We start from the raw sequence: 598 nt of genomic DNA on the forward strand, positions 1-598 counted from the left end.
GACGCCGCCCGCGATGGCGAGGGTCAGGACCGTCTCGTGGTCGAAGACGGCGAACACCACGCCGCCCGCCATGAGCAGCGCGCCGAGCGCCATCATGAGCCGGAGCGGGATGACGCGTGCGATCGCACCCGTGGCGAAGCCGACGCTCGACATGCCGATGAGGAGCGGGAGCATTGCGAGTCCCGCGGCCTGCACGCCGAGCCCGAGACCCCACCCCGAGTCGGCGGGCGTCTCGAGGAACTGGGGAAGGTAGCCCCAGAACCCGAAGGCGGCAGCACCGATGAGGAGTGCGGCTGCGTTGACCGGCCAGATGGCGCGAGTCGCCATCAGGCGCAGGTCCACGAGGGGGTTGTCGGAGCGCAGCTCCGCGACGACCCAGGCGATGACCAGCGCCGCTGCCGCCGCGAACATGCCCAGCGTGAGCGGTGAGGCCCAGCCCCAGCGGGCACCCGAGCTGAGCGGGACCAGCAGGGCGATGAGCCACCCCGAGAGCAGGACTGCCGAGACGACATTGACGCTTCCGGTGGCGCGAAGCCCTGCCGGCGGAACGAGCATCGCGGTCAGTGCGATGCCGGCCACGGCGGCGACGAACGGCACG

Annotated in this window: 1 pseudogene; it reads right to left on the reverse strand. The window is 71.7% G+C overall.

Annotation, left to right across the window (positions count from 1 at the left end):
* Window positions 1-598: pseudogene (locus tag B1729_RS20170) on the reverse strand (MFS transporter); the annotation flags it as partial.

Origin of the sequence: Microbacterium sp. B35-04, assembly GCF_010634885.1 — a bacterium.
In the GTDB taxonomy this organism is placed as follows: Bacteria; Actinomycetota; Actinomycetes; order Actinomycetales; family Microbacteriaceae; genus Microbacterium.